The 26,040-nt window shown below is 67.0% G+C and carries 26 protein-coding genes and 1 tRNA gene; 18 read left to right on the forward strand and 9 right to left on the reverse strand.

The genetic code is table 11. The annotated features are described in order from the left end of the window. Nucleotides 1-73: 73 nt before the first annotated feature. The 14 genes from VGV58_RS20925 to VGV58_RS20990 all read left to right on the forward strand — a co-directional run bounded on the left by VGV58_RS20925 (nt 74) and on the right by VGV58_RS20990 (nt 12,864). The gene (locus VGV58_RS20925; protein ID WP_414644035.1) at nt 74-775 is read left to right on the forward strand and encodes an ABC transporter permease; all 702 of its coding nucleotides are present in this window, start codon (nt 74-76) and stop codon (nt 773-775) included. Nucleotides 776-781: 6 nt separating this feature from the next. Further along, entirely contained in the window at nt 782-1,504 is a 723-nt protein-coding gene (locus VGV58_RS20930; RefSeq protein WP_326875945.1) for an ATP-binding cassette domain-containing protein, read from the forward strand. A 32-nt stretch (nt 1,505-1,536) separates the two neighbouring features. Further along, nucleotides 1,537-2,391, forward strand: a complete 855-nt coding sequence (locus VGV58_RS20935; protein ID WP_326875946.1) for an ABC transporter substrate-binding protein — start codon at nt 1,537-1,539, stop codon at nt 2,389-2,391. A gap of 4 nt (nt 2,392-2,395) precedes the next feature. Then, nucleotides 2,396-3,214: a molybdate ABC transporter substrate-binding protein gene (locus tag VGV58_RS20940; RefSeq protein ID WP_326875947.1), complete on the forward strand. Its 819-nt coding sequence runs from the start codon at nt 2,396-2,398 to the stop codon at nt 3,212-3,214. A gap of 3 nt (nt 3,215-3,217) precedes the next feature. Beyond that, on the forward strand, nt 3,218-4,000 hold the full coding sequence (locus VGV58_RS20945) for a molybdate ABC transporter substrate-binding protein (RefSeq protein WP_326875948.1): 783 nt from the start codon (nt 3,218-3,220) through the stop codon (nt 3,998-4,000). A gap of 15 nt (nt 4,001-4,015) precedes the next feature. After that, nucleotides 4,016-4,495, forward strand: coding sequence for a tRNA (N6-threonylcarbamoyladenosine(37)-N6)-methyltransferase TrmO (tsaA, locus tag VGV58_RS20950; protein ID WP_326875949.1), 480 nt, complete (start codon nt 4,016-4,018; stop codon nt 4,493-4,495). Next, nucleotides 4,482-5,516: an iron ABC transporter substrate-binding protein gene (locus VGV58_RS20955; protein ID WP_326875950.1), complete on the forward strand. Its 1,035-nt coding sequence runs from the start codon at nt 4,482-4,484 to the stop codon at nt 5,514-5,516. The genes tsaA and VGV58_RS20955 overlap by 14 nt, the downstream gene beginning before the upstream one ends. A 51-nt stretch (nt 5,517-5,567) precedes the next feature. Next, nucleotides 5,568-6,578, forward strand: coding sequence for a FecCD family ABC transporter permease (locus VGV58_RS20960; RefSeq protein WP_326875951.1), 1,011 nt, complete (start codon nt 5,568-5,570; stop codon nt 6,576-6,578). Continuing rightward, nucleotides 6,575-7,336: an ABC transporter ATP-binding protein gene (locus tag VGV58_RS20965; RefSeq protein ID WP_326875952.1), complete on the forward strand. Its 762-nt coding sequence runs from the start codon at nt 6,575-6,577 to the stop codon at nt 7,334-7,336. Before VGV58_RS20960 ends, VGV58_RS20965 begins: the two co-directional genes overlap by 4 nt. A 156-nt stretch (nt 7,337-7,492) precedes the next feature. After that, nucleotides 7,493-9,031 carry a serine hydrolase gene (locus VGV58_RS20970; RefSeq protein ID WP_326875953.1) on the forward strand — a complete coding sequence of 513 codons (1,539 nt, stop codon included), beginning with the start codon at nt 7,493-7,495 and terminating at the stop codon, nt 9,029-9,031. A 16-nt stretch (nt 9,032-9,047) separates the two neighbouring features. Continuing rightward, complete coding sequence (locus VGV58_RS20975; protein ID WP_326875954.1) at nt 9,048-9,377, forward strand: hypothetical protein; 330 nt, start codon at nt 9,048-9,050, stop codon at nt 9,375-9,377. Nucleotides 9,378-9,506: 129 nt separating this feature from the next. Beyond that, nucleotides 9,507-10,535: an amino acid ABC transporter substrate-binding protein gene (locus VGV58_RS20980; protein WP_326875955.1), complete on the forward strand. Its 1,029-nt coding sequence runs from the start codon at nt 9,507-9,509 to the stop codon at nt 10,533-10,535. Between the two features lie 122 nt (nt 10,536-10,657). Beyond that, a complete protein-coding gene (locus tag VGV58_RS20985) occupies nt 10,658-11,821 on the forward strand; it encodes an amino acid ABC transporter permease (RefSeq protein WP_326875956.1) in 1,164 nt (387 codons plus the stop codon). Next, complete coding sequence (locus VGV58_RS20990) at nt 11,818-12,864, forward strand: amino acid ABC transporter permease (protein ID WP_326875957.1); 1,047 nt, start codon at nt 11,818-11,820, stop codon at nt 12,862-12,864. Before VGV58_RS20985 ends, VGV58_RS20990 begins: the two co-directional genes overlap by 4 nt. A 129-nt stretch (nt 12,865-12,993) precedes the next feature. Here VGV58_RS20990 and VGV58_RS20995 read toward each other — a convergent pair whose 3' ends face one another. Both VGV58_RS20995 and VGV58_RS21000 read right to left on the reverse strand, forming a co-directional pair. Continuing rightward, nucleotides 12,994-13,740 carry an acetoacetate decarboxylase gene (locus VGV58_RS20995; RefSeq protein WP_326875958.1) on the reverse strand — a complete coding sequence of 249 codons (747 nt, stop codon included), beginning with the start codon at nt 13,738-13,740 and terminating at the stop codon, nt 12,994-12,996. Between the two features lie 10 nt (nt 13,741-13,750). Continuing rightward, nucleotides 13,751-14,533, reverse strand: coding sequence for a 3-hydroxybutyrate dehydrogenase (locus tag VGV58_RS21000; protein ID WP_326875959.1), 783 nt, complete (start codon nt 14,531-14,533; stop codon nt 13,751-13,753). Between the two features lie 217 nt (nt 14,534-14,750). Here VGV58_RS21000 and VGV58_RS21005 point away from each other — a divergent pair, with 217 nt between their 5' ends. Next, nucleotides 14,751-15,914: a patatin-like phospholipase family protein gene (locus VGV58_RS21005; protein ID WP_326875960.1), complete on the forward strand. Its 1,164-nt coding sequence runs from the start codon at nt 14,751-14,753 to the stop codon at nt 15,912-15,914. 14 nt (nt 15,915-15,928) lie between these two features. On the opposite strand, the gene VGV58_RS21010 is transcribed toward VGV58_RS21005, so the two are convergent. After that, nucleotides 15,929-16,240 carry a DUF1272 domain-containing protein gene (locus VGV58_RS21010; RefSeq protein ID WP_326875961.1) on the reverse strand — a complete coding sequence of 104 codons (312 nt, stop codon included), beginning with the start codon at nt 16,238-16,240 and terminating at the stop codon, nt 15,929-15,931. 62 nt (nt 16,241-16,302) lie between these two features. Here VGV58_RS21010 and VGV58_RS21015 point away from each other — a divergent pair, with 62 nt between their 5' ends. Continuing rightward, a complete protein-coding gene (locus tag VGV58_RS21015; protein ID WP_326875962.1) occupies nt 16,303-17,304 on the forward strand; it encodes a GlxA family transcriptional regulator in 1,002 nt (333 codons plus the stop codon). Here the strand turns inward: VGV58_RS21015 and VGV58_RS21020 are convergent. Beyond that, nucleotides 17,301-17,783: an Lrp/AsnC family transcriptional regulator gene (locus VGV58_RS21020; protein ID WP_137884354.1), complete on the reverse strand. Its 483-nt coding sequence runs from the start codon at nt 17,781-17,783 to the stop codon at nt 17,301-17,303. The two genes, VGV58_RS21015 and VGV58_RS21020, sit on opposite strands and share 4 nt — an antisense overlap. Nucleotides 17,784-17,904: 121 nt before the next feature. Here VGV58_RS21020 and VGV58_RS21025 point away from each other — a divergent pair, with 121 nt between their 5' ends. Continuing rightward, the gene (locus tag VGV58_RS21025; protein ID WP_326875963.1) at nt 17,905-20,298 is read left to right on the forward strand and encodes a transketolase-like TK C-terminal-containing protein; all 2,394 of its coding nucleotides are present in this window, start codon (nt 17,905-17,907) and stop codon (nt 20,296-20,298) included. 168 nt (nt 20,299-20,466) lie between these two features. On the opposite strand, the gene VGV58_RS21030 is transcribed toward VGV58_RS21025, so the two are convergent. From VGV58_RS21030 to VGV58_RS21045, 4 genes are all read right to left on the reverse strand, one after another. After that, nucleotides 20,467-21,861, reverse strand: coding sequence for an MFS transporter (locus tag VGV58_RS21030; RefSeq protein ID WP_326875964.1), 1,395 nt, complete (start codon nt 21,859-21,861; stop codon nt 20,467-20,469). Nucleotides 21,862-22,039: 178 nt separating this feature from the next. Next, complete coding sequence (locus VGV58_RS21035) at nt 22,040-22,711, reverse strand: LON peptidase substrate-binding domain-containing protein (RefSeq protein WP_326875965.1); 672 nt, start codon at nt 22,709-22,711, stop codon at nt 22,040-22,042. A 20-nt stretch (nt 22,712-22,731) separates the two neighbouring features. Further along, nucleotides 22,732-23,631, reverse strand: coding sequence for a thioredoxin (gene trxA, locus VGV58_RS21040; RefSeq protein WP_326875966.1), 900 nt, complete (start codon nt 23,629-23,631; stop codon nt 22,732-22,734). 87 nt (nt 23,632-23,718) lie between these two features. Then, the gene (locus VGV58_RS21045) at nt 23,719-24,246 is read right to left on the reverse strand and encodes a prolyl-tRNA synthetase associated domain-containing protein (RefSeq protein WP_326875967.1); all 528 of its coding nucleotides are present in this window, start codon (nt 24,244-24,246) and stop codon (nt 23,719-23,721) included. 371 nt (nt 24,247-24,617) lie between these two features. Here VGV58_RS21045 and VGV58_RS21050 point away from each other — a divergent pair. Continuing rightward, nucleotides 24,618-24,692 (forward strand) — tRNA-Gly (locus tag VGV58_RS21050). Nucleotides 24,693-25,144: 452 nt separating this feature from the next. On the opposite strand, the gene VGV58_RS21060 is transcribed toward VGV58_RS21050, so the two are convergent. Continuing rightward, nucleotides 25,145-26,020 (reverse strand): MBL fold metallo-hydrolase, encoded by an 876-nt coding sequence (locus VGV58_RS21060; protein ID WP_326875968.1) that lies wholly within the window; start codon nt 26,018-26,020, stop codon nt 25,145-25,147. Nucleotides 26,021-26,040: the final 20 nt, after the last annotated feature.

Below are 26,040 nucleotides of genomic sequence, written 5' to 3' on the forward strand. Positions count from 1 at the left end.
TGGCATTTGGTCGCATTGAACTCTACCAATTGCAAATGCTTGCAATCTCAAGGCGAGCGCGCGGGAGCAGGCTTTGGACGTCGGCGCGATCTTTCAGGCGGCTTTTGCCCTGGTTGTCGGGCTCGATCCCGGCTTCCTCGGCATCGTCCTGCTGTCGCTGCGCGTCACCCTGACCGCCGTGCTGATCGCGGCGCTGATCGGCCTGCCGCTCGGTGCGGCGCTGGCGCTGGCGCGCTTTCCCGGCCGCTCGGCCATCATCGTCTGCCTCAACGCGCTGATGGGCCTGCCGCCGGTCGTCGCCGGCCTTGCCGTCTTCCTCTTGCTCTCGCGCTCCGGCCCGCTCGGCCCCCTCGGCCTGCTGTTCACGCCGACCGCGATGATCATCGCGCAGGTGATCCTCGTCCTGCCGATCGTGATCGCGCTGACCCGGCAGGTGATCGAGGACCTCTGGAGCGAGTACCGGGACCATCTGCGCTCGGTCGGGCTTGAAGGCCTGCGCGCCATCCCGACCCTGCTCTTCGATGGACGCTTCGCGCTGGCGACGGCGCTGCTCGCCGGCTTCGGCCGGGCCAGTGCCGAGGTCGGCGCCGTCCTGATCGTCGGCGGCAACATCGCCGGCTACACCCGCACCATGACGACGGCGATCACGCTGGAGACCTCCAAGGGCGACCTGCCGCTCGCGCTCGGACTCGGCCTCGTCCTGCTTTCGCTGACGCTCGCCATCAACGCAATCGCCTTCGGCGCCAGCCGCATCGGCGCGCGCTATGCCGGTTGAGCGAACATGCTGAGCCAGACCTCGATCCTGCCGCTCACCGTCGAGGCCGCCGCCTTCTCCGGCGACGGCAAGCTGCTGGTCGAGCCCAACAGCTTCACGATTCCCGCCGGTGGCCTGACCGTGCTGCTCGGGCCGAACGGCGCCGGCAAGTCGCTGACCTTACGCCTCTGCCACGGCCTGCTGACGCCGAGCCGCGGGACGGTGCGCTGGGCTGCCGGGGCTGAAGGCCGCGCCAAGCGCCATGCCATGGTCTTCCAGAAGCCGATCATGCTGCGCCGCTCGGTCGAGGCCAACATCACCCACGCCCTCGCCGCCGCCGGCGCGACCGGCCCCGAGCGCAAGGCGCGTGCGGCGCAAGCACTGCAGCGTTTCGGCCTTGCGGAACGCGCCAGCCAGCCGGCCCGCCTGCTCTCTGGCGGCGAGCAACAGCGCCTCGCCATCGCCCGCGCCTGGGCGCTGCGGCCCGAATTGCTCTTCCTGGACGAGCCGACCTCGCAGCTCGACCCCGCAGCGACCCGCCAGATCGAGGAACTGCTCTCCGGCCTCGTCGCCGAGGGCATCACCGTGATGATGTCGACCCATGATCTCGGCCAGGCCCGGCGCCTCGCCGACCGCGTGCTCTTCCTGCATCGCGGCCGCCTGGTCGAGGACGCGCCCGCCAAGGATTTCTTCGCCGGCCCGCACTCGGCCGAAGCGCGCGCCTTCCTCGCCGGCGAACTGCTCTGGTGACCAATAAAGACCAACGACAGGAGAAACGCCCGATGACCGCTTTGCCCCGACGTTCTTTCCTCGCCGCCGGCCTCTTCCTCGGCCTGACCGGCTTCGCCCTCGCCCAGACCCCTGCCACCCCGGCCGGCGAGCGCTTCATCACCGTGGCCTCGACCACCTCGACGCAGGATTCCGGCCTGTTCAATCACATCCTGCCGTTGTTCAAGGCCAAGACCGGCATCGAGGTCCGCGTCATCTCGCAGGGCACCGGCCAGGCCCTCGACACCGCCCGGCGCGGCGATGCCGATGTCGTCTTCGTCCACGCCAGGGCGCAGGAGCTGAAATTCGTCGAGGAAGGCTTTTCGACCGAGCGCCGGCCGGTGATGTACAACGACTTCGTCTTGATCGGCCCAAAGAGCGATCCGGCCGGTGTCGCCGGCAGCAAGGACATCGTCGCAGCCCTGAAGAAGATTCAGGAAAAGGCCGCACCCTTCGTCTCGCGCGGCGACAAGTCCGGCACCCATGCCGCTGAGCTCAATCTCTGGAAGGTCGCGGGCATCGACATCGCCGCGCAGAAGGGCCCCTGGTATCGCGAGATCGGCCAGGGCATGGGCGCGGCGCTCAACACCTCCGGGGCGATGGGCGCCTATGTCCTCTCCGACCGCGCCACCTGGATCTCGTTCAAGAACCGCGGCGATCTCGTCATCTCCGTCGAGGGCGACAAGCGCCTGTTCAACCAGTACGGCGTGATGTCGGTGAACCCCGCCAAGCACGCGCATGTGAAGTTCAACGACGGCAAGCTCTTCGCCGACTGGCTGACCAGCCCGGAAGGCCAGAAGGCAATCGCCGACTACAAGATCGACGGCCAGCAGCTCTTCTTCCCCAACGCCGGCCAGGCGGGAGCCTGAGCCGATGCGCCGGCTCGTCCTCGCTGCCATCGTCAGCCTGTGGCCGGCGCTTGCCTCGGCGCAGCAGGCTGAGAAGCCGGTGCTGCTCCATGCCGCCGGCAGCCTGAAGAACGCGCTGACCGAGGTCTCCAAAGCCTTCGAGACCTCGGCGCGCATTCCGGTCACGACCAGCTTCCGCCCGTCCGGCCTGCTGCGCGAGGCGCTTGCCAAGGGCGAGCCAGCCGAGGTTTTTGCCTCCGCCAACATGGAGCATCCGCTCGCGCTGGCGAAGGACGGCAAAGCCGGCCCCGTCGTGCTCTTCGTCCGCAACGAGACCTGCGCCTTCGCCCGTCCGGGGCTCGACGTGACCAGCAACACGCTGCTCACGCAGATGCTCGATCCGAAGCTCAAGCTCGGCACCTCGACGCCGAAGGCCGACCCGTCCGGCGACTATGCCTGGCAGGTCTTCGCCAAGGCCGAGGCGCTGAAACCCGGCGCCAAGGCGGCGCTGGAGGCCAAGGCGTTGCAACTCGTCGGCGGCTCCAACAGCGCCCCAACCCCGCCGGACCGCAACGGCACCGGTCATCTGCTGGCGACCGGCGCGGCCGACCTCTTCCTGGGCTATTGCACCAATGCCGACCCGATCGCCCGCGAGCAGCCCGGCATCCGCATGGTCAGGCTGCCGGAGAAGCTGCTGGTCGGTGCCGATTACGGGCTGACCGTGATGAACGGCGCCTCCCCGAACGCCTACCGGCTCGCCATGTTCATCCTCTCGCCGGAGGGGCAGCGCATCATGGCGCGGCACGGTTTCGTCGCGCCCGGCCTGCCGCGCGAAGGGAAGTGAGATTTGGCCGCGGCACCCCAGCCGAGCGCGCGCGCCGCTGCCCCGGTGAGCCTGCACGCCGCCGGCAGCCTGCGCGCAGCCCTGCTCGACATCGCCGACGCCTTCCAGAGCGAGACGGGTATCCCCGTCTCCGCACAATTCGGCGCCTCCGGCCTGCTCAGGGACCGGCTCATCAGGGGCGAGACCGGCGAGGTCTTCGCCTCGGCCAATCTGGAGCATCCGCAGGCGCTGGCGCGCTTTGGCCTCGCCGGCCCGGCCGTGCTCTTCGCCCGCAACGAGCTCTGCGCCTTCCTGCGCCCGGGGCTGGTAGCGACAAGCGCCAACCTGCTCGAACTGATGCTCGACCCCAAGGTGAAGCTCGGCACCTCGACACCGAAGGCCGATCCGTCCGGCGACTACGCCTTCGCCGTCTTCGCGAAGGCGGAGGCGGTGAAGCCCGGCGCCAGGGCTGCATTGGAAGCCAAGGCGCTGAAGCTCACCGGTGGGCCGGAGTGCCTGCCGGCGCCAGAAGGCCTCAACGTCTACGGTCACAAGCTGGCGAGCGGCGAGGCCGACATCTTCCTGGCCTATTGCACCAACGCCCAGCCGCTTGCGAGGGAACAGCCGAGGATCGCGATGCTGCGCCTGCCGGACCAGCTCGCCGTCGGCGCGGATTACGGATTGACGGTGCTGAACAAGGCCTCGCCGGACGGCTACAGGCTCGCCATGTACATCCTCTCGCCTCAAGGGCAGGCGCTTCTGGCAAGGCATGGCTTCGTTGCACCGGGTCTGCCGCGCGAGGGATAGCGGAAGGGCGACATCATGGATTGGCAAGCAACCCGGCTGGGTGAGACCGAAGCGCCCTTGCCCGAACGGACCGATGCCCGGCTCGTCTTCATCGGCCGCATCCGCACGCCCTTCGCGACGCGCGACGACTGCCCGCGTCAGGGCCGGCAGGACGGACCGATCTGCCGCGTCGAGATCGATCCGCATTGGCAGCCTGCGCTCAAGGGCATCGAGGCCTTCGGCGAGCTCGACCTGCTCTACTGGATGCATGAAGCCAGGCGCGACCTGCTGACGCAGACGCCACGCGGCGGCGGCACGCTCGGCACTTTCGCCCTGCGTTCACCGGTCCGGCCGAACCCGATCGCCCTGTCGCGGGTGAAGCTTGAAGGCGTTGAAGGCAACGCGCTGCTGGTGCGCGGGCTCGACTGCCTCGACGGCACGCCGCTCCTCGACATCAAGCCATTTCGATGCAGCCATTCGCACGGCACAACGGAAACCTCCCATGCCGCATCCTGACCGCCGCGCCGTCCTCGCTGGCCTCGGCGCGGCGATCGCCGCCCCACGCCTCGCCCGAGCGGCGACCATCCGCGACGGCGCCGGCCGCGAGATCCAGGTTCCCGGCAAGGTCGAGCGCATCTTCCCGGCCGGGCCGCCGGCAGCGATCCTGGTCTATACGCTCGCACCCGACCTGCTGATCGGCTGGCCGCGCGCCAACCGGCCGGAGGAGCGCGAATTCCTGCTGCCCGGCATTGGCGACCGGCCGGAGGTCGGCCGCATCACTGGCCGTGGCAACAGCGCCAATCTCGAAGCCGTGCTGCAGGCGAAGCCCGATCTCATCATCGATTCCGGCTCGACCGGCCGTACCTATGTCGAGCTCGCCGAGCGCGTGCAGCAGCAGACCGGCATCCCCTATGCCCTGCTCGACGGCCGCTTCGACCAGACCCCGGCGAGCTACCGCATCCTCGGCCAGCTCACCGGTCGCAGCGAGCGCGCCGAGACATTGGCGCGCTGGTGCGAGGACAGCTTTGCCACGATCCGGGGCCGCATCACCGCGATCCCGGCAGAGAAGCGGCCGAGCGTCTATTATGCGCGCGGCCCGCGCGGGCTCGAGACCGGGCTCGGCGGCTCGATCAATGTCGAGACGCTGAGTTTTCTCGGCAGCCGCAACGCCGCCGCCGACACACCCGGCAGCGGCCTCGCCCAGGTCTCGCTCGAACAGGTTCTGGCCTGGAACCCCGACGTCATCGTCACCATCGACCTCGCCTTCGCCGAGAGCGTGCGCAGCGATCCGAACTGGGCCGGCGTCAAGGCGGTGCGCGAGGGCCGCGTCCATCTCTCGCCCAAGCTGCCCTTCGGCTGGGTCGACTTCCCGCCCTCGGTCAACCGGGCAATCGGCCTGTGGTGGCTGGCCAAGCTGCTCTATCCCGCGCAGTTCCCGGAGGATATCCGCAAGCTCGCCCGCGACTTCCACACGCTCTTCTACCAGGTGACGCCGAGCGAGGCGCAGCTTGACCGTGTGCTGGCGGGACGCGGATGAATTGATGATCGCCTTGCGGCCGACCGCCCGACTTGCTTCGCTGCACATGCCATGACCTCCTCCCTGCGCGGCAATCTGATCGCCCTTGTGCTGCTGGCGCTCGCCGTGCTCGCCGCCTTCGCGCTCGGTCGTTTTCCGGTCGCGCCCGGCGATCTCGGCCGCCTCTTCTGGTCGCTGCTCACCGGCGAGCCCTCCAGCCTGCCGGCCCAAATCGAGACCGTGGTCTGGAACATCCGCGGCCCGCGCATCCTCGCGGCGATCCTGTGCGGAGCGGCGCTCGCCATCGCCGGCTGCGCCTTCCAGGGCCTGTTCCGCAACCCGCTGGTCTCGCCCGACATCCTCGGTGCGTCCTCTGGCGCAGCGCTCGGCGCCGTCATCGGCATCTATCTCTCGCTCGGCCTGTTCGGCATCCAGCTTGCCGCCTTCGTCGGCGGACTCGTCGCGGTCGGAGCGGTCTATGCGGTGGGATCGACGATCCGGCGCGGCGATCCGGTCCTCGTACTGGTGCTGACCGGCGTCGTCGTCGGCTCGCTGCTCGGCGCCGGCATCGGCCTGGTGAAGTACTGGGCCGACCCATACAACCAGCTCCCGGCCATGACCTTCTGGCTGCTCGGCAGCCTCGCCGGCACGGCCAAGCCCGACCTCATCCCCTTGCTCGGCCCGGTGCTGATCGGCGCCGTCATCCTGCTAGCGTTGCGCTGGCGCATGAACGTGATGTCGCTGCCGGAGGAGGAGGCACGCGCGCTCGGCCTCGCCACCGGTCCCCTGCGGATCGCCATCGTCGCCGCCGCGACATTGGTGACAGCGGCGAGCGTCGCGGCGGCCGGCATCATCGGCTGGGTCGGCCTCGTCGTGCCGCATCTTGCCCGCTTCCTCGTCGGTCCCGATTTCGGCCGGCTGCTGCCGACCGCGGCACTGCTCGGCGGCGGCTATCTCCTTGCCATCGACACGCTGGCGCGCACCGCCGCTCCGGTCGAGACGCCGCTGGGTATCCTCACCGCGGTGATCGGCACGCCCTTCTTCATCTGGCTGCTGGCCTCGGCGCGCGGAGGCTGGTCGTGAGCCTCGTAGCCTCCGCCCTGTCTTACGGTTATCGCGAGCGCGAGATCGGCCGCGACATCGCGCTCGACCTCACTGGTGGGCAGGTGCTGGCTCTGCTCGGCCCCAACGGTCACGGCAAGACCACGCTGCTGAAAACCCTACTCGGCCTGTTGCCGGCAAAGGGCGGCACGCTCACGCTCGATGGCCAGCCGCTGGCGGGGCTTTCCGTCGGCGAACGAGCCCGCGCCCTCGCCTATGTCCCGCAGGTCCATGCCGGCACCTTCGCCTTCGCGGTCAGCGAGGTCGTGCTGATGGGGCGAACCGCCCGCTCCAGCCTGTTCGCCGCGCCTTCGGCGCATGATCGCGACATGGTCGAGGCGATGCTGCAGCGGCTCGGCATCGAGCATCTGGCCACACGCCCCTACACCGAGATCTCTGGCGGCGAGCGCCAGCTCGTCATGATCGCCCGCGCGCTGGCGCAGGAGCCGCGTTACGTCATCCTGGACGAGCCCACCGCAAGCCTCGATTTCGGCAATCAGGGCAAGGTGATGAGCCAGATCCGCCGCCTCGCCGGCGAAGGCCTCGGCGTGCTCTTCACCACCCACGACCCAAACCAAGCGCTGCGCTATGCCGACCGGGCGCTGCTGCTGCGCGATGGCCAGGCGCTCGCCAGCGGGAAGGCGAGCGATCTGCTGACGCCGGAACGGCTCGCCGCGCTCTATGGCGTCGCGATAGAGACCGTCAGGGGCGACGGAAAGCTCGCCTTCCTGCCGGGGTGACGGATGCCTCGGCCAAGTAACCAATCCCGTCACAATCTCCTGATCCGATTTACCTATGGTCAGAACATCGCGTGTGATCGTCGCGCCGCCGGCGGGCCTGCCCGCTTTCGGCAGCACGATCGATTGGCCTGGTCTATGCCTTCGGGGGGATAGTGAATGAAGCGCATCATCGGAGCCGCGCTCCTGGTCGGCCTCGCCGCCACAGCCACTGTGACGAAGGCGGAGGCGCAGCAGCCGACGCAAGCCTCCATCGAAGCGCTGCTGCCGGACTTCGAGAAGCAGGTCGCCGAGGGCATGAAGGCCTTCTCGGTGCCGGGCGTCGCCGTCGGCATCGTCCATGACGACAAGCTGATCTACACCAAGGGCTTCGGCGTCCGCGAGCTCGGCAAGCCCGAGCAGGTCACGCTCGAGACGATCTTCCAGGTCGGCTCGACCACCAAGGCCTTCCTCGCCACGACGCTGGCACAGGCGGTCGATGCCGGCCGGCTCGGCTGGAGCGATCCGGTCATCGACCATATCCCCGAGTTCCAGCTCGCCGACCCCTGGGTCACCCGCGATTTCCGCGTGCTCGACCTCGCCGCCCAGCGCTCCGGCCTGACGGCGTACGTCAACGACGCGCTGACCATGCTCGGCTACGACAAGCAGACGCTGATCCGCTCACTGCGCGTCGCGCCGCAGCTCGGCCTGTTCCGCTCCGATTTCCGCTATCTCAACATCCCGCATGTCGTCGGCGGCGAGATCGTCGCCAAGGTCAACGGCGCGCCGTCCTGGTTCGACTCGCTGCAGAAGAGCCTGCTTTCCCCGCTCGGCATGAACACGACCACGGCTACAGCCGAGGCGATCACTGCCGCTCCGAACCACGCCCAGGGTCACCGCCTGGCCGACAAGGCCGTCGCGGTGCCGTTCCACCCGTCCTTCCCCTATGCGCTCGGCCCGGCCGGGGCGCTGAACTCGAACATCCCCGACATGGCGAGATGGCTGCGCCTGCAGCTCGGCCGCGGCCAGTTCGAGGGCAAGGTACTGGTCTCCGAGGACAATCTCGACGTTACCTGGACGCCGCGCGTCGCGATGAACGAGCGCACGTCCTATGCCATCGGCTGGGTCGCGACCGCGACGCCGCGCGGCCGGATCATCTGGCACAATGGCGGCACCTCCGGCTTCGGCGCCCATACCGGCTTCCTGCCTGACGGCAAGACCGGCATCGTCATCCTGACCAATCTCGAGAATCTCGGCCTGCCGGACGCGCTGGCGATGTGGTTCTACGACCGCGTGCTCGGCAACCCCGCCGTCGACAACGTCGCGCTCGCTGCCGCCGCCACGAAGAAGCGCCGCGAGGCGGCACAGGCCGAGGCCGCCGGCTTCGTGCCCGGCCCGCTGTCGCTGCTCGCCGCGGGCTTCGCCGGCAGCTACGCCTCGCCGATCCTGGGTGACGCCACCGTGGCGCTGGCCGACGGCAAGCTCGGCCTGACGCTGGAGAAGACCGAGGCGCAGCTCCTGCTCGAGCCGAACAAGGACGATCCCTTCCTGTTCCAGGCACGGCTGGCGCCGATCGGCGCTTTCGTCGCGCCCGCCGCGATGTCCGGCGGCGAACCCTTCGTCCAGCTGCGCTTCGAGACCGATGCCGCTGGCAAGATCACCCAGATCCGCTGGCTCAGCCCCGAGCTGCCGCATTCCTTCGCGCGTTCGGCGCAGTGACGAGGGGAGCATCATCATGACGATCCGACCCGTTCTCCTGTCGTTTGCCGCCGCTCTCGCTATCAGCTCCAACGTCTCGGCTGCGCCAGTTTTCGCGCCTCTGCCCGGAACTGCCGCCTCGCTGCCGGTCGAGCCCGCCCGCTCGGCCCTGCGCAAATTCTTCGACGCCCTCGGCGACGACGACGTCCATGACGATCATTACGACTGGAACGACTATCGCGACGCGACCTCGCGCAAGGACCGCATCCGCGACTGGCAGCGCATGCAGCTCGACGCGCAGAAGGACTACTGGCGCCAGCAGAAGGACATGCAGAAGCGGGCGATCAAGGCGCAGCGCGGCTGGTAGATGGCCGGCGCCACGGCCGCAACGTCAGGGGTTGGCAGGAAACCGCCCCACCCCCCTTACCTTTCCCCCTCAGGCTGTTGCATAGTCGCCCAGACGTGGCGTCATGACGCCGCAGGATGGGGAATGGACATGAAGACCTTAACTCTCGCCGCGGCGCTGCTCGCCGCCGGCACCCTCGCCGCTTCCGCGCAGCAGCTCGCGCCCAGCCCGACCCTCGATGCCATCAAGGCGCGCGGCCATCTCGAATGCGGCGTGCATCTCGGCCTGCCCGGCTTCTCCTTCGCCAACGACAAGGGCGAATGGACGGGCCTCGATGTCGATTATTGCCGCGCGCTCGCTGCCGCCGTGCTCGGCGACGCCACCAAGGTCAAGTACACGCCGACCTCGGTGCAGCAGCGCTGGCCGATCCTGCAATCGGGCCAGGTCGACGTGCTCTCGCGCAACTCGACCATCACCTTCTCGCGCAACGCCACGCTCGGCCTCAACTTCCAGGGCATCAACTTCTACGAGGGCCAGACCTTCATCGTCCGCAAGAAGGCCAACGTGAAGGCGGCCGAGGATCTCGACGGCGCCTCGGTCTGCGTCGCCGCCGGCTCGACCGAGGAGAAGAACGCAGCCGACTGGTTCCGCGAGCGCAACCTCAAGGTCACCATCACCAATTTCCAGAAGAACGACGACGCGATCACCGCCTATGACAGCGGCCGCTGCGACGCCTACACCGCCGGCGTCGGCGCCCTTGCCGGCCAGCGCGCCAAGCTCAAGGTTCCGGACGACCACGTCATCCTGACCAAGCCGATCTCGAACGATCCGCAGGGCCCGGTCACCCGCTATGGCGACGAGCGCTGGCAGCTGATCGTGCGCTGGGTGCTGAACGGCACCATCGCCGCCGAGATGCTCGGCGTCACCTCCAAGAACGTCGACGAGATGAAGGCGAACTCGAAGAACACCGAGGTCCGCCGCCTGCTCGGCGCCGAGGGCGGCTTCGGCGCGATGATGGGCCTGCCCGACGACTGGATGTACAAGGCGATCAAGCAGGTCGGGAACTATGGCGAAAGCTATGAGCGCACCGTTGGCCTGGGCTCGCCGCTGAAGCTCGAGCGCGGCCAGAACCAGCTCTGGACCAAGGGCGGCCTGCTCTTCACCCCGCCGTTCCAGTGAGACGCTCCCGTCATGGTCGGGCTTGACCCGACCATGACGGAAACCAGCCTTCGTGTCAGGAGATTCTCGGGTCGCAGCTCGGCTGCGCCCGAGAATGACGCCCCAAGCCGGACGGCCGCCCCTTGAGCAAAGCCCTCGCCTTCATCAACGACAAGCGCGTCCGCGACGTCTTCTACCAGGCGGCGCTGCTCATCGGCCTCGTGGCGCTGCTGGTCTATTTCATCCGCAACGCCTCGCAGAACATGGTCCAGGCCGGCATCGCGTCGGGCTTCGACTTCCTCTGGCGCACCTCCGGCATCGAGGTGCCCTTCGTCCTGACCAACTACACCCAGTCCGACAACATCCTGTCGCTGTTCTGGGCCGGCGTCGCCAACACCATGCTGGTCACGGTGATCGCGCTGGTGCTGTCGACGGCCCTCGGCTTCCTGATCGGCATAGCCCGGCTCTCCTCGATCTGGTTGGTCCAGGCCATCGCCGGCGCCTATGTCGAATTCGTCCGCAACATCCCGCTGCTGTTCTTCGTGCTGTTCTGGTATTTCGGCGTCATCGCCGCCTTGCCGGCACCGCGCGAGAGCCTCTCGGTCTTCGGCGTCGCCTTCCTCAACAATCGCGGCCTGACCATCCCGCTGCCGGACGCCGGCGCCAACTTCAAAGTCGCCTTCATCGCGATCGCGATCTCCTGCTTGCTGCACTGGTTCTTCCTGCGCTGGGCCAAGCGGCGCAAGGAACAGACGGGCAAGGACGCCCCGGTGCTGCGCGTCGGTCTCGTCCTGCTCCTGCTGGTGCCCGCGTTGGCACTCGCCTGGGCGACGCTGGCGACGCGCTGGGACATTCCCGTCCTGCGCGGCTTCAACTATCGCGGCGGCTTCGTCGTCATCCCCGAATTCGTCGCGCTGCTCGCGGCGCTGGTCACCTACACCGCCGGCTTCATCGCCGAGATCGTGCGTGGCGGCATCCAGTCGGTGCCGAACGGCCAGATCGAGGCATCGAGCGCGCTGGGCCTGCGCCCCGGCCCGACGCTGCGCCTCGTCACCATCCCGCAGGCGCTGCGGGTGATGACGCCGCCGATGACCAACCAGTATCTCAACGTGTTGAAGAACTCGTCCTTCGGCGCCGCGATCGCTTATCCTGATGTGGTCAGCCTGTTCATGGGCTCGGCCCTCAACAACACCGGCCAGGCGATCGAGATCATCGCCATGACGCTCGCGGTCTATCTCGTCATCGGCCTCGCCGTCTCGGCCTTCATGAACTGGTACAATGCCCGCATCGCGCTGGTGACCCGATGAGCGCCGCGACCGCCCTCCCGACCAGCTGGCGCGAGCGCCTGTTCGGCAGCCCCACCGTCACTGTGGTGACGCTGCTGCTCGCAGCGCTGATCGCCTGGATCGCCGTCCCGATCATCCGTTGGGCCCTGATCGACGCGACCTGGAGCGGCCAGACCCGCAATGACTGCACCGGCAGCGGCGCCTGCTGGGTCTTCATCAAGGCGCGCTTCGGCCAGTTCATGTACGGGTTCTATCCGATCGAGGAACGCTGGCGGCCGAACCTCGCCGGCATCCTCTTCGCGCTCTCCGGCGCGGCAATAGTCTTCGCACCGAAGCGGTTGAAGCTGGGCCTCGGCCTCGCCGCGCTGGTCATCCTGCCGCCGCTCGGCGTCTGGCTGCTCGCCGGCGGCTTCGGCCTGCGCGCGATCGAGACGCGCGAATGGGGCGGGCTGATGCTGACCGTCTTCATCTCGATCTATGCCAGCCTGATCGCGATCCCGCTCGGCATCCTGCTCGCGCTCGGCCGGCAGTCCGAGCTCAAGGTGGTCAAGCTGATCTCGGTGCTGTTCATCGAGTTCTGGCGCGGCGTGCCGATCATCGCGGTGATCTTCCTGGCCTCGCTGCTGCTGCCGCTGATCATGCCTGCCGGCATCGGCGTCGACCGGCTGGCGCGCGCGGTGATCGGCCTCGGCTTCTGCATCGCCGCCTATATGGCCGAAGCGGTGCGCGGCGGCCTGCAGGCGCTGCCGAAGGGCCAGCGCGAGGCGGCGACCGCGCTCGGCCTCAGCTACTGGAAGGCGACCTGGTTCATCATCCTGCCGCAGGCCCTGCGCATCTCGCTGCCGGCGATCACCAACGAGTTCATCGCGCTGGTGAAGAACACCACGCTGGTGCTGGTGGTCTCGATCCTCGACCTGCTCGGCATCGCCCAGGCCTCGCTCGCCGATCCCGCCTGGGTCGGCATGAACATGGAGGCCTATGTCTTCTCCGGCGCCCTCTACTGGCTGATCTGCTTTGCGCTCTCGCGCTGGAGCAAGAGCCTGGAGACCAGGCGCGGGCGGTAGCGCTCGCAGCGCTCGTCATGCTCGGGCTTGCCCCGAGCATCTCAGGCCGGAGGAGGCTCCAATCGCCTTCTCGTCAGGAGATTCTCGGGTCTGCGCTCCGCTCCGCCCGAGAATGACAGCCTAAGAGTCTCACCCCTTCATGTAATCGTGGATCTTCCGCCCGAAGGGCAGCGTCAGGTCGGCGATGAAGTGATGCGCCCCCAGCACCTTGCGCACCGGCAGGTCGGCCACCGGCGCGTTGACATGCGGGATCAGGTGCAGCCGGCCGGGACCGATCCAGGAGCCCTTCACCGTGATGTCGGTGAGGTTGAGCGCGACGAGCTGGCAGATCTCCGGCTCGCCATCGACGCCGGGGATGATCTTCAGGTTGACCTGCGTCTTGGTCAGCATCGCCGTGGTCTTCACCCCGTTGCCGGCCAGGCTCTCATGCTTGTAGCCCATCGTGCCCATGGCAACCTGCTGGCCGGCATACTCAAGCGTGCCGGTCAGCGTGTCCTTGACCACTTCGAGCTTGGGATGGGCGTATTTCTTGGGGAAGCCCCAGATCTCGCGGCCAGCCGAGATCGGCGGCTCGATGTCGAGATACATCTGCGAGACGAAGCTGACCTCCTCCTCGCCGAACAGGCAGGGGATGACGATGCCGGTCTCGGTATAGGTACCGAAGCCGGAGGAATCCGGCATCTTGATCCATTCATAGCTCACGATCGGCTGTGCGATCGGCATCAGCGGCTCGGGCAGATGATGGCGGATCAGCTCCGGATCGGTCTCGTAGCTGATCACCATGTATTCGCGGTTGATGAAGCGGTACGGCCCGGCCGGATAGCTCGGCCCGGCGAGCGGCATCGAGGGCAGGTCGAGAATGTCTTTACGATTCATGGTCGTGCCCTCACTGCGCGGTCCAGCCGCCATCGACCGGCAGGATGACGCCGGTGATCGACTTTGCCGCATCGGAAGCCAGGAAGACAGCGAGCGCCGCCACCTCCTCGCTGGTGACGAACTGCTTGGTCGGCTGGGCGTGCAGCAGGACATCGTTGATGACCTGCTCCTTGGTGAGATTGCGCGCCGCCATGGTCTCGGGGATCTGCTTCTCGATCAGCGGCGTCCAGACATAGCCGGGGCAGATCGCGTTGGCGGTGACGCCGAAGGTCGCCGCCTCCAGCGCGACCGTCTTGGTCAGGCCGGCGATGCCGTGCTTGGCCGCGACATAGGCACTCTTGAACGGCGAGGCGACCAGCGCATGGGCAGAAGCCGTGTTGATGATCCGGCCCCATTTGCGCTGCTTCATGCCCGGCAACGCGGCACGGATCGCATGGAAGGCAGCCGAGAGATTGATCGCGATGATCGCATCCCATTTCTCGACCGGGAACTCCTCGACCGGCGAGACGAACTGGATGCCGGCATTGTTGACGAGGATGTCGACGCCGCCGAATTCGGCTTCCGCCTCGTCGATCATCGCAGCGATCGCGCCGCCATGGGCCATGTCGGCCGGCGAATAGCGCGCCTTCACCCCGAAATCGGCCTCGATCCCGGCGCGCTCCTGCTCAATCGCCTCGGGAGCGCCGAAGCCGTTGATGACGATGTTGGCGCCTTCGGCCGCATAGGCGCGGGCGATGGCGAGGCCGATGCCGGAGGTCGAGCCGGTGACGACGGCGGTCTTGCCCTTGAGCATGCGTGATCTCCCAACCACGAAAACGCGACGCGAAGCTTGCGTCGCAAGGTCCATGCCGCTGAGGTGGAAGAGCAAGCTGACGGGGCGATGAAGCTTGTCTGACGGGTCGGTGACACCGATATTCGATCCTGCCCGCGTCACATGCCTGTCACCGCCTGCCCCTCAGACATGGGCAAATCCAGCTTTCCCTGACGACCGAGCGAACGGAATCCGCGCCATGAACGCCCCTTTTGCGCCGTCCTCCACCGACCGCTATCTCGGCTGGCGGCCCGAGCGCTGCGACCGCGTCGCGCTCGTGCTCCAGGGCGGCGGCGCGCTCGGCGCCTATCAGGCCGGAGTCTACCAGGCGCTCCACGAGGCTGACATCGAGCCGGACTGGGTATCCGGTGTCTCGATCGGCGCGATCAACTCGGCGATCATCGCCGGCAATCCGCGCGAGCGCCGGCTGGAACGGCTGGAAGCCTTCTGGAACCGCATCACCGACCGCAAGGTCTGGTGGTTCACGCCCGAGGGCGACATCTTCCGTCAGGCGCGCAACGCGACCTCGTCCTTCCTGACCACCATGCTCGGCCAGCCCGGCTTCTTCGAGCCGCGTCGCACCAATGCCTGGCTTGCGCCAGCCGGCGCCAGCGACGCGACCAGCTTCTACGACACTTCGCCCTTACGCGAGACCCTGTTGGATCTGGTCGATTTCGACCTGATCAACAGCAAGAAGGTCCATTTCTCGGTCGGCGCCGTCAACGCGCTCTCCGGAAACTTCGTCTATTTCGACAACACTCAGGAGGAGATCGCGCCCGAGCACGTCATGGCCTCGGGCGCCCTGCCGCCGGCATTTCCGACCGTGCAGATCGGCACCGAGCACTACTGGGATGGCGGCATCGTCTCGAACACGCCGCTGTCGCACCTGCTCGCCCAGGAGGACACGCTGAACTCGCTGATCTTCCAGGTCGACCTGTTCTCCTCGCGCGGCCCGCTGCCACGCACGATGCAGGACGTGATGGGGCGTCACAAGGACATCATGTATTCCTCGCGCACCCGCATGGTCACCGACCTGTTCCAGACCCTGCAGGGCTGGAAGAAGAAGACCCATGACGCCCTCAGCCACATCCCCGAGGACGCCCTGAGCGAGGAAGACCGCAAGCTCCGCGACGAGCTTGCCTTGATCCCCGAGCACACCATCCTGCAGCTGATCTACCAGCAGAAAAGCTATGAGAGCCATGCCAAGGACCACGAGTTCTCGCGGACCTCGATGAGTGACCACTGGCACTCCGGCTATGAGGACACCAAGCAGACGCTGACCCGCAAGGACTGGCTGGTCATCCCGCCCGACGGCGCCGGCATCTGGACGCACGACGTCCATCGCGATTTCGAGCGGCGCTGAGCCTCGGCGCGCGATCAGCGTTCCTGCGGCGGCACATTGCGCAGCAAGTCGCTGCGCTCGCGTCGCTGCTCGGCCGTCCATTGCGAATGATGCCGCTTCGTTCCAGCCGGGCGGTTGGCGAGGCCGAGACCGAGCCCGCCCCAATCGCCGACCGGGCGGACCGGCCGCTGCACGAAGCCGCCACCGCAGCTCGGGCAGACGTTTTCGAGCGTCTTCTCGGCGCACTCCGCGCAATAGGTGCATTCATAGCTGCAGATGCGCGCCTCCAGCGAGGTCGGCGGCAGGTCGCAGTCGCAGAGTTCGCAATTCGGCCTCAGCTCCAGCATGGCGTCTTTCCTCTCTTTGTGGGGACTGGATGCCATGAGCAGGCGATGTCATAAATGACAAGATGACCTCGTTTCCTGCCAGACCTGCCACGGCGCCGATCCGCGTCGTCATCGTGCTGTTCCCGCGCACCAAGCTGCTCGACGTCACCGGCCCCTTGCAGGTCTTCAACGACGTGAAGCGCGCCGACGGCAGCGCCGTCTACGAGATCATCCTCGCCTCCGAGCATGGCGGCCCGGTCGAGAGCGATGCCGGCGTGCCGCTGCCGAGCATCACGCTGAGTGAGGCCGCAGCGCGGCCGATCGATACGCTGCTGGTTTCCGGCGGGCGCTCGGCACTGGACGCAGCCGGCTCGGCAGCGCTGCTCGCCTTCCTGCGCGAGCAGCGCGACAGCGTCCGGCGCCTCGGCTCGATCTGCCTCGGCGCCTTCATCCTCGCTGCCGCTGGCCTGCTCGAAGGCTGCGAGGCGACAACGCATTGGGAATACACCGAGCGCCTCGGCGCGGCCTACCCGGCGACCACGGTCAGGCCGGACGCGATCTTCGTCAGCAATGGCCGGATCTGGACCTCGGCCGGCGTCTCCACCGGCATCGACATGGCGCTCGCCATGGTCGAGGAGGATCTGGGACGCAAAGTCGCGCTCGATCTGGCGCGTGACCTCGTCCTCTACCTCAAGCGCCCTGGCGGCCAGGCGCAATTCAGCGGAGAGTTGCAGCGCCAGTCGCGCGATGCCGCCGGCCGCTTCGAGTCCCTGCACGCCCATATGCGCGAGCATGCCGCCGGCGATCTCTCCGTGCCGGAGCTCGCCCGCGTCATGGCGATGAGCCCGCGCCATTTCGCCAGGATCTATGCGCAGGACACCGGGATCAGCCCGGCCAAGGCGGTCGAGGCCGTCCGGCTCGACCTCGCCCGCGACCTCCTCGAAGAAACGGATATCGGCATCCAGCAGATCGCAGTCCGCGCCGGCTTCGGCGACGATGAGCGCCTGCGCCGCGCCTTCCTGCGCCGCTACGGCGTCGCGCCGGGCGAGTACCGGATGCGCTTCGGGAATGATCGGGCCGGTTAGCTTCGGCCGAGTTCCACCGGCACCGAATAGGAGCGCTTCACCCGCCCGAGCGCGAAGCTCGATTCGATCGAGGCGACGTTGTCGAGCCGCGTCAGCTTGTCCTTGAGGAAGCGCTCATAGGCGGCAAGGTCGCTGACGATGATGCGCAGGAGATAGTCGCGCTGCCCGGTCATCAGATAGCAGTCGGCGACCTCGGGCCAGCGCGAGACCGCCGCGGCGAAGCGGTCGAGCTCCTCCTCGCGCTGGCGCTCCAGCTTGATCGAGGCGAAGACCGAGACGGGCAGGCCGAGCTTCTCCTGGTTCACGATGGCGACATAGCCCTCGATGATCCCGGCCTCCTCCAGCAGGCGCACCCGCCTGGCGCAGGGGCTCGGCGAAAGCCCGACCTTGCCGGCCAGTTCCTGCACGCTGATGCGCCCGTCCGCCTGCAGGGCCTGGACGATACGGCGGTCGATCTCGTCGAGCTTGAACTCTGGCATTTTCCCTCACCTCGTTGGGGGAGCTTAGCGGAAACCGCCAATTCCGTAAGCCGGCGATGCGGTCTTTAGCTGCCTTCCCCAAGGCGATTGTGCATGATGTGTCGGCCCAAGGAGCACCGCGATGTCCGATCCCCGCCTGCCCGTTCTCGCCGAGCTGGAGAAGAAGATCCTCTGGCTGGCGTCGTGGACGATCCACAACGCCAACCACATCCGCGCCAACGAGGACGGGATGAAGGTCGGTGGCCATCAAGCTTCCTCGGCCTCGCTGGCGACGATCATGACCGCGCTCTACATGGCCGCGCTGAAGCCGCAGGACCGGGTGGCGGTGAAGCCGCATGCCTCGCCGATCTTCCACGCCATCAACTATCTGATGGGCCTGCAGACGCAGGAGAAGCTTGAGAACTTCCGCGGCTACAAGGGCGCGCAGAGCTATCCCTCGCGCACCAAAGACATCGACGACGTCGACTTCTCGACCGGCTCGGTCGGCCTCGGCGTGGCACAGACGCTGTTCTCCTCGCTGACCCAGGATTATGTGAAGGCACATGGCTGGGGCAAGGACACGCCCGAGGGCCGGATGGTCGCGCTGATCGGCGATGCCGAGCTCGACGAGGGCAACATCTTCGAGGCCCTGATGGAGGGCTGGAAACACGGCCTGCGCAACACCTGGTGGGTGATCGACTATAACCGCCAGTCGCTCGACGCGGTGATCCGCGAGGGCCTCTATGACCGCTTCGAGCAGATGTTCAGGAATTTCGGCTGGGACGTCGTCACGCTGAAATATGGCTCGCTGCAGCAGGCCGCCTTCAAGGAAAAGGGCGGCGAGCGGCTGAAGGCCTGGATCGATTCCTGCCCGAACCAGCTCTATTCAGCCCTGACCTTCCAGGGTGGCGCCGCCTGGCGCAAGCGCCTGATGGATGATCTCGGCGACCAGGGGCCAGTCACCAAGCTGATCGAGAAGCGCTCCGACGCCGAACTCTCGAAGCTGATGTGCAATCTCGGCGGGCACGATCTGCCCTCGATCCTCGAAGCTTTCGAGGCTGTCGATCATGACCGGCCGGTCTGCTTCCTCGCCTATACGGTCAAGGGCTTCGGCCTGCCGCTGGCCGGGCACAAGGACAACCATTCCGGCCTGATGACCAAGGAGCAGATGGAAGGCTTCAAGGCCGCCAACAAGGTCAGGCCCGGCCATGAATGGGACCTGTTCGAGGGGCTGAGCCTGCCGGAGAAGGAGATCCGCGCCTTCCTCGACAAGGTGCCGTTCTTCGCCAAGGGACGCCGGCGCCATTCAGCCCCGGCCCTGCCGGTTCCGGCCAAGCTGGAGGCAGGCATCCAGGCGACAATGTCGACGCAGATGGGCTTCGGCAAGGTGCTCGACGAATTGGCGAAGCTGGGCGGGCCGCTCGCCGACCGCATCGTCACCACAGCACCCGACGTCACCGTCTCGACCAATCTCGGCCCCTGGGTCAACCGGCGCGGGCTGTTCGCGCGGGCCTCGATGGCCGACACCTTCAAGGACGAACGCATCCCCTCGATGCAGAAGTGGGAGTTCTCTCCCAAGGGCCAGCATGTCGAGCTGGGAATCGCCGAGATGAACCTGTTCATCAACCTCTCGGCGCTCGGCCTGTCGCATTCGATCTTCGGCGAGCGCCTGATCCCGATCGGCACGCTCTACGATCCCTTCATCTCGCGCGGGCTCGATGCGCTGAACTATGCCTGCTACCAGGACGCCCGCTTCATGGTCGTCGCGACGCCGGCCGGCGTCACGCTGGCGCCCGAGGGCGGCGCGCATCAGTCGATCGCGACGCCATTGATCGGCATGAGCCAGGACGGGCTCTGCGCCTTCGAGCCGGCCTTCGTCGACGAGCTCGCCGTGATGATGCGCTGGTCGTTCGAATACCTGCAGAAGGATGGCGAGGGCGATCCGGACGAGCGCACCTGGCTGCGCGACGAGACCGGCGGCTCCGTCTATCTGCGCCTATCGACCCGCCAGGTCGAGCAGCCGAAGCGCGCCATGACGACGGAGCTGGAGCGCGACATCATCGACGGCGCCTACTGGCTGAGGAAGCCCGGCCCGAATGCTTCGGTGGTAATCGCCTATACCGGCGCCGTCGCGCCCGAGGCGATCGAAGCCGTCGGCCTGCTGGCTGAGGACCGCCGCGATGTCGGCCTGCTCGCCATCACCTCGGCCGACCGGCTCAATGCCGGCTGGCAGGCGGCCGAGCGGGCGCGCCAGCGCGGCAATCATGCGGCGACGAGCCATGTCGAGCGCCTGCTCGGCGATCTCCAGCGCGATTGCGGCATCGTCTCGGTGCTGGATGGCCATCCGGCGACGTTGGCCTGGCTCGGCAGCGTCCATGGCCACAGGCAGAAGGCGCTCGGTGTCGAGCATTTCGGCCAGACCGGCACGGTCGCCGACCTCTACCGTCATTTCGGCATCGACGCGAACGCGATCGTGCACGCGGCGAACGCAGCCGCACCGGGCCGGCCAGTGCGGTATCTCAAGGCGCTGCCGTAGGGCACAACGCAGAACCCCTCTCCTGGAAGGAGAGGAGCAGGGGTGAGGTGTTCAGACCGGAAACATTGGCCTGAACCCGACCGCGCGGTGAGTGCTCGCGGAACTGGTCAAGCCGCCCACACCTCACCCTACCCTCTCCTTCCAGGAGAGGGTTCCCCGCGCCTTGGATCAAGCGCCCCGCTTCACCTTCACGCCCGCGATCAGCCACGCCCCCGTCAGGAAAAAGCCGATCAGTACCGCCAGGCCCGCGCGCTGGCTGGCAAAGATCGTCGTCGCCAGAGCGACCAGCGTCGGTCCCATGAAGGACGTCACCTTCCCCGCCAGGGCGAACAGGCCGAAGAACTCGCCGATCCTCGCCGGCGGCGCGATGCGGGCGAGCAAGCTGCGCGAAGAAGCTTGCAGCGGCCCCGCGACGAGGCCGATCAGCAGGCCCAGCCCGAGATAGACCTTCTCCGGCAGCGAGGCGAAGAGGCCATCACCCGGAACCGGCGGCGCAGCCTCGATCACGAAGGCGACCTGCCCCGGCCCGAGCGAGAGGATGCCGACACAGGCGAAGAGCAGGCAGGCGATGGCGCCGAGGATCACTGGCTTGCCGCCGATCGCATCGTCGAGCTTGCCCCCGGCCCAGGCCCCGAGCGTGCCGGTGACGGTGAGCAGGATGCCGAAGACGCCGAGCTCGATCGTCTGCCACCCGAAAACGCCGGCGCCGTAGATGCCGCCGAAGGCGAAGAGCGCGACCAGCCCATCCTGGTAGATCATGTTGGCGAGCAGGAAGCGGCCGAGCCCCGGCAACGAGGGCAATTCGGCAATCGTCGCCTTGAGATGCGAGAAGCCGCCGGCCGCCGCCTCTTTCAACGGGATGCCGGTCCGCGGTGAATCCGGTGTCAGCAGGAACATCGGCGCGACGAAGATCACGAACCAGAGCGCGGTGAGTGGCCCCGAGAAGCGGTCGCCCTCGCGCGCGGCGGCATCGAGCCCGAACAGCGGTGACAGGCCCGCCAGCGTCTTGCCCGTATGCGGATCGGCCGCAAGGAAACCGAGCGTCAGCGTGAGCGAGACCAATCCACCGAGATAGCCGACGGCCCAGCCGGTACCGGAGAGCCGCCCGAGCCGCTCAGGCGGCACCAGCCGCGTCATCATCGCATTGTTGAAGATCGTCGCGAACTCGGCGCCGATCGTGCCGATGACGAAGCCGCAAAGCGCGATCGGCACAGCCCAGGGCGACCCCGGCTTGGCGTACCAGAGCATCGCCGAGCCCGCGACCAGCATGGCGCCGAATACCGCAATCCACGGCTTGCGCGGCCCAGTCCTGTCGGCGATGCCGCCGAGCAGCGGCGAGAGCAGCGCAATGGCAAGCCCGGCGAGGCCCGTCGCATAGCCCCACAATGCCTGCCCTTCCGCCGCATCGCTTGCCAGCGCCGAGGCGAAGAAGGGCGCGAAGACGAAGGTGGTGACCAGCGTGAAAAAGGGCTGCGCCGACCAGTCGAAGAAGATCCAGGCGACGACCGAACGCCGTGGCGGGTAGGTCGCGGGCGGGCTGTCCGCGCCACCGGATTGGGTCATCGCGACATTCAATGGACCGAACCTGTATCGAGAAGAAGCTGGTCATCCCGGACAAGCCGCGCCAGCGGCGCTGATCCGGGACCCATGCCTGAACCTTTATCGGAAAGGCTCAGGCATGGGTCCCGGGTCTCCCTTCGGTCGCCCGGGACGACAAGGAGAAGGGAAACCCGCAAATCACTCACTGCAGCGTCGTGTCCGGATCGGAGCCGCCGCGCGCCAGCTCGATCTCGGTGATCGCGACCAGCACCTCGGCCCGGGTCTTCAGGCTCGGCGCCTCCAGCAGCGCCTGCTTTTCGCGCGGCCCGAACGGGCACATCATCGAGAGCGCGTTGACCAGCGCCTCGTTCGGCGCCTCGTTGACGCCCTTCCAGTCGATCTTGAGCTCGTTTGCCTTGGCGAAGCTGCGCAGCGCCTTGAGCAGGCCAGCGCGATCGACCTCCCCCTCGCCGGCACGGGCCTCGAAATCGACGGCGAAATCGCCATAGGAGACGCGGCCCTGGCGATAGGGCGTGGTGACGGACAGCTCTTCCTCGAGCCGGAAGCGCGAGATGCCGGTCAGCGTGATCACGTAGCGATCGTCGCCGGTCTCGGCGAACTGCGTGATCCGGCCGATGCAGCCGACCTGAAGCAGCGGGGGCACCTGCGCCTGGCGCCCATTCTCCGGCTCGGGCTGGATCATGCCGATGACGCGATGCGTGCGCAGTGCATCGTCGATCATGGCAAGATAGCGCGGCTCGAAGATGTTGAGCGGCATCTGCCCGCGCGGCAGCAGGAGCGCGCCGGCGAGCGGAAACAGCGGGATCACCGCCGGGCAGTCCTCAGGCCCGGAATAGACCGCGTTCATGCCCATCGGCGTGCGCTCCTCTCTCCTCACGAAAACAGCAGGACCGACAGCTTGCGACGGCCCGCGACACTGTGCTCGTCCATCGGCCCCCAGGCCTCGAAGAACTGCAGCAGCTGCTTGCGGGCGCCGTCATCGTTCCATTTGCGATCGGCCTTGATGATCGCAACCAGATGGTCGACCGCTTCCTCGCGCTTGTCGCCGGCGTTCAGCGCCAGCGCCAGGTCGAAACGAGCCTGATGATCCCGGGGGTTGGCGGCGACCCTGGCCTCGAGCTCGGCCGTGTCACCGAGTGAGGCGGCCTGCTCGGCGAGCTCGACCGCGGCCCTGACCGCAACGACGGCTGGATCCTGCGCCTTCGCGTCCGGCACCATGGCGAGAAAGCCCTTGGCACCCTCTATGTCGCCAGCGTCGAGATGCAGGCGCGCGATTCCGGCGATCGCCACGACATTCTCCGGCTCGGCCGCCAGAACCTCGGCATAGAGCTCGCTCGCACCTGCGGCATCACCCGCCTCGAGCGCTTCTGCCGCAGCAGCCAGCACCTCCTCGACCGGCCCCGGCCCCATCGGCCCCACCAGCTTCTCGATGAAGGCTTTCACCTGGCTCTCGGGCTGCGCACCCATGAAGCCGTCCACCGGCTGGCCGCGCTGGAACGCGATCACCGCCGGAATCGACTGGATGCCGAGCTGGCCGGGAATCGCCGGATGCTCGTCGATGTTCATCTTGACCAGCTTGACCTTGCCACCGGCCTCGTTGACCACCTTCTCGATCACCGGGGTCAATTGCTTGCAGGGGCCGCACCAGGGCGCCCAGAAGTCGACCAGCACCGGCTGGTTCATCGATTCGGCGATGACGTCCTGGCGGAAGCCCTGCGTCGTCGTGTCCTTGATCACCCCCTTGGCCGGGGCCGCATCGCCATTGACCAGCATGGCTCGTCCTTCACCTAGCAATCTGTCGACGTGAAAATCGAAAAAACCGGATGCCCGCACGGCGGGCCACCCCATAGATGGGTGGCTTCAACCGTTCTGTCCATCGTCCGGCGGCGTTGGAAGGTCAATGATCGTCGGCTCGTGCCTGACCGCGCGCATGAAGGCGAGCATGTCGTCTCTGGAGATGCCGAGCGTCGCCGTGTTGACCAGAGGATGGAAATTCAGGCGCTCGCCATCCATCAGCGCGGCATCGAGCACCATGGTGACGTCTCCGGCATGATCGTTTGCCACGGCGAAGGCGGTGACCGAACCCGGGGTCACACCGAGCTTCTCCATCAGCAACTCGGCCGAGCCGAAGGACAGCCGCCCGCTGGCGCCGAGCCGCTCGTGCAGCCGTTTCAGGTCGATCCGCGTGCTCTCCAGCGCCGAGACCAGGAAGAGCCTGCCCTTCTTGTCCTTCAGGAACAGGTTCTTGGTGTGATGGCCGGGAACCTTGCCACGCAGTTCCTTCGATTCGGCGACGGTGAAGACCGCGACATGGTCGATGCGCTCGGTCTTGATGCCGAGCTCATCGAGCTTGGCGATGAGAGCGTCGGGGGTGAGAGGCGTGGGCATGCTCGGCCGATCAGGACAGGAAAGCTGCGCGATGCCTAAGGCCGCCCGCCGGCGCAGGCAAGCGATGCGCGGCGTGAAACAGGTCAGATGCCTCTTCGCATCGCTCCGCGCAGCCTATGACAACCGGACATCGCTCGCGTCGGCATGGCACCCGAGCTACCAGGACAACAGGTGTTTCTCCATCATGTCGTCTACCGGATCGACCCATCTGATGGCGCATCCGGCGCTTATCCCGGCTATGACATTGTTTTTTCAGCAGTTTTGCGATCCTGTCACGCAACGATCAGAAAATTGCAACAAGGCGCTTGCGCTTCTCGTCCCGTTGGGCAATAAACCGGCCGCGCCGCCAACACGGCGCGACTGTCTCGGATGCGGGTGTAGCTCAGGGGTAGAGCACAACCTTGCCAAGGTTGGGGTCGAGGGTTCGAATCCCTTCGCCCGCTCCAGACAATCTCAAGGCTTGAGAGGCACGTAAGCGTCGGATTTCCCGGCGCTTTTTGCTTTTTGGGCCTAAGGAATTCGAGGCCATTTCTGAAGAGCTCCGAAAAGCCGTGGTTACCTCGCGGTTACAAGTCCGATCCGGAGCCGTACAGAGCCCCTCGGCCCGCTCCCGCTAATCCCTATTGTTTGAAGCAGTTTTCCCGATGCCTCCGCAGGAAATGCGGATGCGGGCGATCGCGGGCTCGCACAGGCGGTAGTGCTCGACCTGTCCGACAATTGGACGCGAAGCACGATCTATCGAGGTGATCTTCACCGGAGGGCGAGCTGCCAGTTTGGCTTCGAGGCTGTCCTACCAGTCCTCGCCTTCGCCAGGCCTGCTTCCAGCGGAAGCTGTGGACCACGATGGCGACTTGGTATCAGCTCTGCATTCTGTCGTGCTCAGGACGGCTCAAGCCGGTTATCGAGCCTGGTCGGCACTTGCCCCGTCGCGGGAAATCCAGCCCTTGCCCTGCGGCTCGGCCCGCCCCTCCGCTTGCAGCTTAAGGAGATGGGCAGTGACATTGCGTTCAGCCGCCTGGCGCAGCCAGGGATGGGTCTGTGAATAGAGCCTGTCGACCAGATCGCGTGGAGCCACCGGGGCCTCGCGCAAGGCTTCCGCAATCGCCTCCTCGCGCTTGATCCTGTAGTCGAGCAATTCCTGGATATAGGGCGCCGGATCCGATAGCGGCGGCCCATGCCCCGGCAGCAGGAGCCGATCCTGCCGGGCCAGCAAGCGCCGCAGGCTCGCGAAATAGGCGGCCATGTCGCCACCCGGCGGCGACACGACGCTGCTCGACCAAGTCATGACATGGTCAGCGCTGAAGAGGACGCCGTCCGGACGGGCAAAGCAAAGATGGTCGCTGGCATGGCCGGGCGTATGCAGGCACACCATGCCGACGGCCGGACAGCCATCCTTCAGCGGGACATCCGGCTGGAAAGCCGGCTCGGCACTGCGGTGGAATGCGAAGGTTGTGGCTCCTGTCCGTGCCTTCAGCGCCGCGACTGCGCCGAGATGATCCGGATGACTGTGGCTGAGCAGGATCGCAACGACTTGGCCTCCGGTCGCAGCGAGGATCGCCTCGACATGCGCGGCATCGTCTGGCCCGGGATCGAGGACGACCATGCCCTCTGCCGCCTCGATCAGGTAGGTGTTGGTGCCATGATAGGTCATCAGGCCGGCATTGGGCGCCACGATCCGCCTGATTCCCGGCGCGACCTCGCTCGCCAGGCCACGCTCCGGCTCGGGTTCGCTCAGATAGGGCAAGATTGCCCCCCGCAACGACATCTCGGACATTCTCTCCATGACGCGGGCCC

Source organism: Allobosea sp., from assembly GCF_035944895.1.
Taxonomy (GTDB): Bacteria; Pseudomonadota; Alphaproteobacteria; order Rhizobiales; family Beijerinckiaceae; genus Allobosea.

Bases quoted from the DNA above. Each gene is read 5' to 3' on its own strand.
- VGV58_RS20990 (WP_326875957.1), top strand. From the start codon at position 11,818: ATGAGCGCCGCGACCGCCCTCCCGACCAGCTGGCGCGAGCGCCTGTTC.
- VGV58_RS20975 (WP_326875954.1), top strand. From the start codon at position 9,048: ATGACGATCCGACCCGTTCTCCTGTCGTTTGCCGCCGCTCTCGCTATC.
- VGV58_RS20980 (WP_326875955.1), top strand. From the start codon at position 9,507: ATGAAGACCTTAACTCTCGCCGCGGCGCTGCTCGCCGCCGGCACCCTC.
- tsaA (WP_326875949.1), top strand. From the start codon at position 4,016: ATGGATTGGCAAGCAACCCGGCTGGGTGAGACCGAAGCGCCCTTGCCC.
- VGV58_RS20970 (WP_326875953.1), top strand. From the start codon at position 7,493: ATGAAGCGCATCATCGGAGCCGCGCTCCTGGTCGGCCTCGCCGCCACA.
- VGV58_RS21025 (WP_326875963.1), top strand. From the start codon at position 17,905: ATGTCCGATCCCCGCCTGCCCGTTCTCGCCGAGCTGGAGAAGAAGATC.
- VGV58_RS21005 (WP_326875960.1), top strand. From the start codon at position 14,751: ATGAACGCCCCTTTTGCGCCGTCCTCCACCGACCGCTATCTCGGCTGG.
- trxA (WP_326875966.1), bottom strand. From the start codon at position 23,631: ATGCTGGTCAATGGCGATGCGGCCCCGGCCAAGGGGGTGATCAAGGAC.
- VGV58_RS20995 (WP_326875958.1), bottom strand. From the start codon at position 13,740: ATGAATCGTAAAGACATTCTCGACCTGCCCTCGATGCCGCTCGCCGGG.
- VGV58_RS21030 (WP_326875964.1), bottom strand. From the start codon at position 21,861: ATGACCCAATCCGGTGGCGCGGACAGCCCGCCCGCGACCTACCCGCCA.
- VGV58_RS21010 (WP_326875961.1), bottom strand. From the start codon at position 16,240: ATGCTGGAGCTGAGGCCGAATTGCGAACTCTGCGACTGCGACCTGCCG.
- VGV58_RS21035 (WP_326875965.1), bottom strand. From the start codon at position 22,711: ATGGGCATGAACGCGGTCTATTCCGGGCCTGAGGACTGCCCGGCGGTG.
- VGV58_RS20960 (WP_326875951.1), top strand. From the start codon at position 5,568: ATGACCTCCTCCCTGCGCGGCAATCTGATCGCCCTTGTGCTGCTGGCG.
- VGV58_RS20935 (WP_326875946.1), top strand. From the start codon at position 1,537: ATGACCGCTTTGCCCCGACGTTCTTTCCTCGCCGCCGGCCTCTTCCTC.
- VGV58_RS21045 (WP_326875967.1), bottom strand. From the start codon at position 24,246: ATGCCCACGCCTCTCACCCCCGACGCTCTCATCGCCAAGCTCGATGAG.
- VGV58_RS20955 (WP_326875950.1), top strand. From the start codon at position 4,482: ATGCCGCATCCTGACCGCCGCGCCGTCCTCGCTGGCCTCGGCGCGGCG.
- VGV58_RS21060 (WP_326875968.1), bottom strand. From the start codon at position 26,020: ATGTCCGAGATGTCGTTGCGGGGGGCAATCTTGCCCTATCTGAGCGAA.
- VGV58_RS21000 (WP_326875959.1), bottom strand. From the start codon at position 14,533: ATGCTCAAGGGCAAGACCGCCGTCGTCACCGGCTCGACCTCCGGCATC.
- VGV58_RS21015 (WP_326875962.1), top strand. From the start codon at position 16,303: ATGACCTCGTTTCCTGCCAGACCTGCCACGGCGCCGATCCGCGTCGTC.
- VGV58_RS21020 (WP_137884354.1), bottom strand. From the start codon at position 17,783: ATGCCAGAGTTCAAGCTCGACGAGATCGACCGCCGTATCGTCCAGGCC.
- VGV58_RS20930 (WP_326875945.1), top strand. From the start codon at position 782: ATGCTGAGCCAGACCTCGATCCTGCCGCTCACCGTCGAGGCCGCCGCC.
- VGV58_RS20940 (WP_326875947.1), top strand. From the start codon at position 2,396: ATGCGCCGGCTCGTCCTCGCTGCCATCGTCAGCCTGTGGCCGGCGCTT.